The organism is Olleya sp. Ti.3.14 (assembly GCF_038154885.1).
Classification (GTDB): Bacteria; Bacteroidota; Bacteroidia; order Flavobacteriales; family Flavobacteriaceae; genus Olleya.
Genome location: NZ_JBAKAO010000116.1, coordinates 1 through 207, shown reverse-complemented (window position 1 = coordinate 207; position 207 = coordinate 1). Strand labels below are relative to the sequence as shown.

The 207-nt window shown below is 42.5% G+C and carries 1 protein-coding gene; it reads right to left on the bottom strand.

Annotation, left to right across the window (positions count from 1 at the left end; all coding sequences use genetic code 11):
• A partial coding sequence (locus V6251_RS15525; RefSeq protein WP_341589043.1) for a thrombospondin type 3 repeat-containing protein occupies positions 1–207 on the bottom strand: 207 nt, incomplete at both ends.

Below are 207 nucleotides of genomic sequence, written 5' to 3'. Positions count from 1 at the left end.
TCTGCTGTTAACCAATCTCCTGATTGAGTTTCTGTAACATTTGCTGGATCGTAAGAACAAGGATCGTTTGGATCGGTTCCATCTGTAACTTCTGTTTCGTTGGTTACGCCATCGCCATCACAGTCTGATGCTAACCAGTCTCCTGATTGAACTACTGTTACGTTTGCTGTATTATAAGAACATGGATCGTTTGGATCGGTTCCATCT